The 7,138-nt window shown below is 62.3% G+C and carries 7 protein-coding genes; 2 read left to right on the top strand and 5 right to left on the bottom strand.

Annotated features, from left to right (window positions below; genetic code table 11):
- The coding region (locus ACESMT_RS21560; protein ID WP_372828640.1) for an alpha/beta fold hydrolase at nucleotides 1-492 on the bottom strand (492 nt) is incomplete at its 3' end.
- 358 nt (nucleotides 493-850) lie between these two features.
- On the opposite strand from ACESMT_RS21560, the gene ACESMT_RS21565 reads away from it, so the two are divergent.
- Nucleotides 851-1,657, top strand: a complete 807-nt coding sequence (locus ACESMT_RS21565) for an alpha/beta fold hydrolase (protein WP_372828641.1) — start codon at nucleotides 851-853, stop codon at nucleotides 1,655-1,657.
- A gap of 25 nt (nucleotides 1,658-1,682) precedes the next feature.
- Here the strand turns inward: ACESMT_RS21565 and ACESMT_RS21570 are convergent, their stop codons facing one another.
- Nucleotides 1,683-2,150: an SH3 domain-containing protein gene (locus ACESMT_RS21570; RefSeq protein ID WP_372828642.1), complete on the bottom strand. Its 468-nt coding sequence runs from the start codon at nucleotides 2,148-2,150 to the stop codon at nucleotides 1,683-1,685.
- Nucleotides 2,151-2,464: 314 nt separating this feature from the next.
- Complete coding sequence (locus ACESMT_RS21575) at nucleotides 2,465-3,043, bottom strand: NnrU family protein (protein WP_372828643.1); 579 nt, start codon at nucleotides 3,041-3,043, stop codon at nucleotides 2,465-2,467.
- A 151-nt stretch (nucleotides 3,044-3,194) separates the two neighbouring features.
- On the opposite strand from ACESMT_RS21575, the gene ACESMT_RS21580 reads away from it, so the two are divergent.
- Nucleotides 3,195-3,590, top strand: a complete 396-nt coding sequence (locus ACESMT_RS21580) for a response regulator transcription factor (protein ID WP_372828644.1) — start codon at nucleotides 3,195-3,197, stop codon at nucleotides 3,588-3,590.
- A gap of 108 nt (nucleotides 3,591-3,698) precedes the next feature.
- Here ACESMT_RS21580 and ACESMT_RS21585 read toward each other — a convergent pair whose 3' ends face one another.
- Both ACESMT_RS21585 and ACESMT_RS21590 read right to left on the bottom strand, forming a co-directional pair.
- Nucleotides 3,699-4,925: a Fic family protein gene (locus ACESMT_RS21585; protein WP_372828645.1), complete on the bottom strand. Its 1,227-nt coding sequence runs from the start codon at nucleotides 4,923-4,925 to the stop codon at nucleotides 3,699-3,701.
- A 148-nt stretch (nucleotides 4,926-5,073) separates the two neighbouring features.
- A complete protein-coding gene (locus tag ACESMT_RS21590; RefSeq protein WP_372828646.1) occupies nucleotides 5,074-5,280 on the bottom strand; it encodes a hypothetical protein in 207 nt (68 codons plus the stop codon).
- Nucleotides 5,281-7,138 lie beyond the last annotated feature (1,858 nt).

Genomic DNA, 7,138 nt, shown 5'->3' on the forward strand with positions numbered 1-7,138 from the left:
AACCAGCACCAGCTGCGCCACGCGCTGCGGCAGCGCCACCGCCGTCTCCCAGGCCACCTGCCCGCCCAGTGAGTTGCCCGCAAGCACAAAGCGCTGCACGCCCAGCTGGTCCATCACGGCAGTGACAAAGCGCACATAAGCTTGCACTGAATAATCGTTCTGCAGGTTCGGTCCGGTCAGCGCAAAACCCGGCAGGTCAAAGCGAATCACGCGCCGCTGACCGCGCAAGGCTGCGGCCCAACCCTCCCACGTGTGCAGGCTGGCCGACGTGCCGTGAATCAGCACAATGGGCAGCGGGTCGCTGCGCGGCCCTTCGTCGCGCAAATGCACCTTCAGGCCGTCAACCGCAATGAACTGTGAGGGCGCCTGCGCCCAGCGCGGCTTGAGTTCGTCCACCGGCTTGTCCGGCGCCCAGGTGGCCACCACCGCCACCGTGCCCAGCAGCACCAAGCCGATAAAAAGGAAAAGAAGAACGCGAAGAAACATTTTCATGATGGGCACCCGCCTCCGCTTCGGGCCACAACCTGGAAAAATAAACCCGCAAGACCTGCTGCGGAACACCAAAACGCAGTTTGCCATAGGGCGCATCGCTGACCCGCAGGCCGCGTTGATCAGCGCGCTCACCCGAGCGGCAGGTGCCGGGCGTGACGCCATAGAGTGTCGTCAGAACCCGGCACAGCGCCACCAGCACCATGAGACGGATGAAGCCCGGCCGGGCCATGCGTCAAATCAGGTACCCCCCATATTCATGGTATGACAGCCCCTTGCTGGCGTGGCGTCTATTCCTTACACTGCCGCACACACCCTCTGCGCGGTCCTCGCGCGGCCACCCCACCGTACAGGAAGCCCCATGCAACGTCGTCCGTTTTTTGCCCTGGCTCTTGCCACCGCTTTGCTCGCCACCGCCTTCACCAGCTACGCCCAGGAGCGCATCGGCGTGCTGATGCTGCACGGCAAAAACCCGGGCAGCAACATGGACCCGAACTTCGGCGTCATGAAAGGCACCTTCGAGCGCCAGGGTTGGCTGGTTGCCTTCCCTGACATGCCGTGGTCGCGCGGCCGCTACATCGACGGCGGCGTGGACAAGGCCCTGGCCGAGATGGGTGGTCATATCAAAAGCCTGCGCGACCAGGGCGCGACAAAAATTGTGATTGCCGGCCACAGCATGGGTTCGCCCGCCGGCATGGCCTATGCCGCGCGTGGCGGCGACGTGGACGCGCTGGTGCTGCTGGCGCCGGGGCACGCCCCTGTGGGCTATTACACCCAACCCTGGGGCAAGGTGGTTCATGACAGCATCAACGAAGCCCGCGCGCTGGTCGCCGCTGGCAAAGGTGATTCGCGTGAGCGCTTCAGCGACATCAACCAGGGCCGCCAGCAGACGGTGGTGACCACGGCCAAAGACTACCTGTCCTGGTTCGACCCCACGTCCGACGGCGAGATGTCCGTCACCGCGCCCCGCATTCCGGCCAAAACGGCGGTGCTGACGGCAATTGGCGAGAAGGACCCGCTGTTCAAGTTTGTCCGGGCCTATTACGTTGACAAGCTGCCCGCCAACCCGAAGAACAAATACCTGGAAGTCTCCGGCGGCCACCTCGACACACCGCGCGTGGCCAGCGACGAGGTCATCGCCTGGATCAAGACCGCCGTCGCGCCCTGAGCGCTGAATGCGGCCACAGCGCCGCCTACCAGCCCCAAAGCAGCCGGCGCGCCACCCAGCCCTTGAGGCCGCCCTCTTGCTGGACCTTGACCCAGCGGTCGCGCCGCTCAAGGGTGCGCAGCACATCCCCCTGCTGCGCCTTTCCAACAATGCGGTTGCCAGTCGATGGCCCGCTGCGGATGTTGGCCACACGCGACTTCACCACATGGTGCGGCGTCTTGCCCACCAGCGGGCGGTACACCCAGCCCGTGTCGTTTTCAAAATCACGCACCTTGAACCACTTGCCCTTGCGACCCGTGACCTCCAGCGGGTAGCCGCGGTTCAGCGCCCACAGGGCGTCATGCTGCGTACCCACGCCCTCGCGCATGTTGATCACCGACCGGTTCACACTGACCATCTCACGCGCGTGCGCCGCCTGCGCAAGCAGCAGCAGCAGCAATAACAACAACAACGACGACAACAACAACAGGGGCAGGCTTTTCAGGCGGGTCATGAGGCTCCAGGGTGGCAAGGGGGTGGGAACAAGCGGCCTGCAGGCAGCGCAGACAAAACCGGCACGGCCATCAGGCAAAGATCAGGCAAAGGCCGGACCGGTCCATTGTTTGCCCCCCACGCCCATCTGTCAAAACCAGGCGTTTCACGCACCGCAGCGCATGGAAATAAACCACCGCTTCGCGCAAAGACTGCCAGCTTGTGTTAAGCCGCTATCAGTTCGATAGCTGCTTGCGCTTGTGCGGCAAGGGCTGGAGCCCGATTTGACCAACAAGCCCGGATGCGCACGACTCAGGTCCCTACTCAGGTCCCTACTCAGCCGATGGGCCGCACGCCAATCAACGCACCATGCGCCCAGAAGGCAAACAGCGCCCAGCCCGCGACACCCACCGCCACCGTGATGCCCGTGCCCGCCGCCGTACCCGCCGCGTACACCGTACCAGCCGCCCGGTCACGCGCCCGCGCCGCGCGAAAGCTCAGCGCGGCCCACACCAAAAAGGCGCCGAACAGCACGACATGCGCCAGGTTGCCGGCAGCCAGCAAGTGCGCCAGCGCCCACACCTTGACCGCCAGCACCATCGGGTGGTGCAGCCGCGCCTTGATCGCGTTGCGCGGCACATAGGTGGCCGCCAGCAACACAAAAGCGATCAGCGTCAGCAGCGCAGCCAGGTGCCGCATGCCGCGCGGCGGCATCCACAGCTGCACCGGCTGCTGCCGCGCCAGGCCAAAGCCCCAGACGATCAGCACAAAACCGACGATGGACAACACGGCGTAACCCGCCTTCCACGGCAGCTCGCCAACGCGGGCGATGGTTGCCGTGCGCCAGCCATCGGCAACGATGCGCACAGAGTGCACGCCCAGAAAAAGCACCAGTCCCAGAATCAGCACGGCCACAGCGTTCTCCTTGAAGTGTGTGAGCAATTATGTGCGTGATGCAGCAGCAGCGGCACCGCACCCGCCCACACCATCGCCCGGTGAACCGGGGGTGTGTTTTTCCACGCGCCTTGTGTAGACTCAAAGCTCACCCGTTCAAGACACTACCCCAATGCGCCTGAGAATCTACCTGGTCGAAGACAGCCCTGTCATCCGCGACGCCCTCTCCGAATCACTCGAAGAGCTGGTCGGCGCACGCATGGTGGGCTGGGCCAGCACCGAGGACGAGGCCGTGACCTGGCTGGCCAACAACCCCTCCGGCTGGGACCTGGCCGTGATGGACCTGTTTTTGCCGCAGGGCAGCGGCCTGAACGTCGTCACAAGCTGCAGCAACCGGGCACTGCGGCAAAAAATTGTGGTGCTCACCAACTACGCCACCCCCGCCATGCGCCAGCGTTGCCTGGCCGCCGGCGCCGACGCCGTCTTTGACAAAGCCACCGAGATCGACGAGTTCACCGACTACGCCATCAACGAGGTGGAGCGGGTGGCGGGTGAGACCGGCTACTGATTCAGCAGCAGGTGGCGCCGCCGGGCGCACCCCTCACTCGCTATAACTTTAATAGCTGTCTACTCATTTGCGACAGGGGCTAACGGCCGTTTTCATGCAAAAAGCGCGTCAACCCGTCGCAGCACGCCCGGCATCGGCCTCTGCTTCCGGCCACAGCCTGGGAAAGTAAAACCGCAACGCATGCTGCGGCACACCAAAGCGCAACTTGCCGTGCGGCGAGTCGGTGGCCAACAGACCGCGCTTGAGCAGCGCCGCCACCTGCGCCGTGGCCAGCCGCTCGCCCAGACCCAGCAGCGCCTTGAACTCGCTGCGCTCCAGCGCTGACTGCGTCAGCAGCAGGTAGTGCAGCGCCCGAAGCGACTCGCTGCGCACACCGAGTTTGACCACGTTTTCTTCAAAGGCCAGACAGGCCGCGATGCGGTCCTTCATCGCCGCCATGTCAAGCAGGCCGGTCATGAAGCGCACCTGGTCAATGCACAGAGCCAGCACATAGCCCATCCATGCAATCAGCGCCCGCTCTGACAAATTGCCGCGCCCGTCCAGGTCGCCAGCACGCGGCTCATCGGCGGCGGCCAGGTGCGCATAGTAGGCCTCGTGGCTGCGGGCAAAACCGCGCAGCGGCGACCATAAGCCATTGGTCAGCCCCAGCGACCCCAGCGCTAGGTGCGTGTGCAGGCGCGCCACACGGCCATTGCCGTCACGAAAAGGGTGAATCCACGCCAGCCGGTGGTGCGAGGCGGCCACGGCCAGAATTTGCAGCTCACCGCGCCGCACACCACCATAAAAAGCACCCCAGCGGTCCAGCATCACGCCAATGGCTGTGTGCGCCGGCGCCGCATGCACGCCCACGCTGAACCCACGATCACGCAGCGCGCCCGGCAGCAGCACCTCGCCTTCGGGCAACACCCGGTCCGCATCCGGCAGGCGGGCAAACAGGTCCTGGTGAATGTCGCGTACCATCTGCGCCGACCACACCTGCCCGCTGGTCCAGCCCTTCCAGCGGGACTCTATCGCGCGCTCAGCCTCCATATGCGCCAGCGCCAGCCGCTGACGCCGCGCCTTGTCCTGGTCTTGCGAATAGTCGCTGCGCAGCGCGTTCTCAATCTCAAACGGCAGCGTGTGCTGCCCCTCAATCTTGTTGCTGTAATAAGAGTTCATCGCCCGCAGCAACTGGCGAAGCTCAGCCGGTGCACCCGCACCCGCCAGACTTTGCGCCGCTCTCTGCAAATCGTGTGCCTGCTCCAGCAGCGGCCGAAGGTGGTGCTCACCCGGCAGCAGGGGCTCCATCTGTGATGGATGATCGTATAACGCGAATTTTTGCGACTTGGTGGACATGCCTAAGTCTATGTCACATAAAGCTTTTTCGCAATTAGTGCGCAACATTTTGCGACTTTGTGTGCGACTCGGCAGGCAGTGGCGCGGGTCCGTGGCCAGCCCAGTTTTGCCACTGCCGATGCGGCAACCCGCGCTGGCCGACAGCAGCTCAGCGCTTGGAGCTACCCACCGACCCGCGGCGCGACTGCGACTGGTTGCTGCCGCCGATATGCGCCTCGCGGTCGGTACGGCTGTCCGGCGTGCGCTTGCCCTGATTCAACTGCGTGGCCTCTTGCTCACCCAGCTTGTTGGTGTTGTTCGCCACCTTGCCGGTCTTCGGGGCCTGCTCGTCGCGCGGATTTTGCTTGTAAGTCATGGTGCTTTCCTTGTTTCCTGTTGGCTAAACGTTGTCGGCAGCGCCCGGCTTGACTAGTGCGGCAGTACCGACGGGCACTACCTCATTTTTGGCTGGTTGCAACACGCGCCGTGTCGGACAGCGCCGCGTTTGCTGCCGCGACGAAAGGAGGGCAACGCAGCTAACGAAGTTGCTTGCGTCCATGGGTATTGGGCGAAAAGCACTTTCCGCTGTTACTCATACCATTGCAGCCGCCCCACCCAGAACTCCGGAAAGGCCCGGCCATACGCCGCAGACTCGCCATGCCGCATTTCTTGGCCAATCTGCAGGTGGCCAGCACCGCGTCGTAAAACGTCTTGGCGCGCGGACAGTCGTTGGTGTGTATGGAGATGTGGGAGATGATGCTGAGGAGAAGATCGGGGGGATTTGGCATGATGGCTCCTTGAGGGCGAAAGGGCGGAAAAGTTTAGCGGCACGAAAACCATCGGCATGAGCGCTGCATGCGGTATCGTCAGGCTACAAACACTGAGCAGAAGGGTAATCGATGGGCTTGATGGACCGAGACTACATGCATGAAAAAGGCCGCCGGCGCCCTTTCGGCCCACCACCTGATCGCTTCAGCACGCTGAGCAAAGTGCTCATCTTCGTGGCCGTGCTCTTCCTTCTATACAAGGTCGCCGACTGGAAGCTGAACCAGCGAGCCAGACCCACGCAGCCGAGTTCTCCAACCTCACAAAACGAGCCCGCCACCGCTGTAAGGCCCTCTACGCAACTGCCTGCAGCAATCCCTCGCCAAGCAGAGTCTGCCTACAAATATGTGCAACCCACGGAATCCGGAACACGCACAGTCACCAAATGCGTTGTAAATGGCAAAACAAGTTATGGAGATGGGGCGTGTACGCAAGGCTCCGTCGTTAGCAGGGTTACAACCAGACAGGACCACAACCTGATGGACGCGGTTCGACCACAACCAGCCGCGCGCACTGAAACAACGTTTACCCAGGAAACCGTCGTTACTCACAGCCCTACGGTGGATGCAAAAAAAGCTGAGTGCGTACTAATCGATACGCAGATAAAAAACCTGGACGCGATGGCTCGCCAGCCACAGAGCGGGCAAACCCAGGATTGGATTACTGCGGAACGAAAGAAACTACGCGATCGTCAGTTCCGCATTCCCTGCCAATAGCCACCGCGCTTCACCTGGCACCTCACTGGCCCTCAGGGCGGATCACTGCGCAGCTAGGTGCGGCGCGCGTCACGCAAGGCAAAGCCCTGGGTCACAGACGATTCGACCGTGGCTAAGCTGCGCCGCATGACCACCTTTTACGCATCGCATGACCGCAACCACCAAGAAACGCCAGATTGGGGCGAAATGCCGAAACGGGCTGGCCTTTATTTGTCGCTCTCGCACGGTGGAAACTTCCAACAAAAAGCGATGCGACAGCGCGGCTTTGCTGGCCCGAAATTGGGCCTTTGTTGTACATGCAATCCCATTACGCCCACCGTGTAACCCTGCGCTTTGCAAATCGCCTGGGTGCGAAACGCTTCTTTCCGGATACGACGCTCGCCATAAATTCCCTTGAAGTCATCGAGGGAACGCTGATCTATGGTGGCAAGTGCTACGGGGACTGGGATGTTTGGTACATCGCGCCTGAGTTTTGCTTACCGAGGCCCCGCAAAACGGCTAAGGCCTCTCCTCGCTTAAGGGGTCCGCGCTAGCGCCACGTTGATCACCGCGACTATAGATAAGGCCCCATAAAGTCTGAACTTTCTTCGATTTTTCGTGTCGAAGCTTGATGGAAAAAGAAAGCGCAAGAAAGCAAACACTGGAGCAACTTCACGAGCGTCGCAAGCAAGTCGTGAGGTTGTACAAAAAAGG

The sequence above is a fragment of the Polaromonas sp. genome (assembly GCF_041689105.1).
Taxonomy (GTDB): Bacteria; Pseudomonadota; Gammaproteobacteria; order Burkholderiales; family Burkholderiaceae_C; genus Polaromonas.

Bases quoted from the DNA above. Each gene is read 5' to 3' on its own strand.
- ACESMT_RS21570 (WP_372828642.1), bottom strand. From the start codon at position 2,150: ATGACCCGCCTGAAAAGCCTGCCCCTGTTGTTGTTGTCGTCGTTGTTG.
- ACESMT_RS21590 (WP_372828646.1), bottom strand. From the start codon at position 5,280: ATGACTTACAAGCAAAATCCGCGCGACGAGCAGGCCCCGAAGACCGGC.
- ACESMT_RS21580 (WP_372828644.1), top strand. From the start codon at position 3,195: ATGCGCCTGAGAATCTACCTGGTCGAAGACAGCCCTGTCATCCGCGAC.
- ACESMT_RS21585 (WP_372828645.1), bottom strand. From the start codon at position 4,925: ATGTCCACCAAGTCGCAAAAATTCGCGTTATACGATCATCCATCACAG.
- ACESMT_RS21565 (WP_372828641.1), top strand. From the start codon at position 851: ATGCAACGTCGTCCGTTTTTTGCCCTGGCTCTTGCCACCGCTTTGCTC.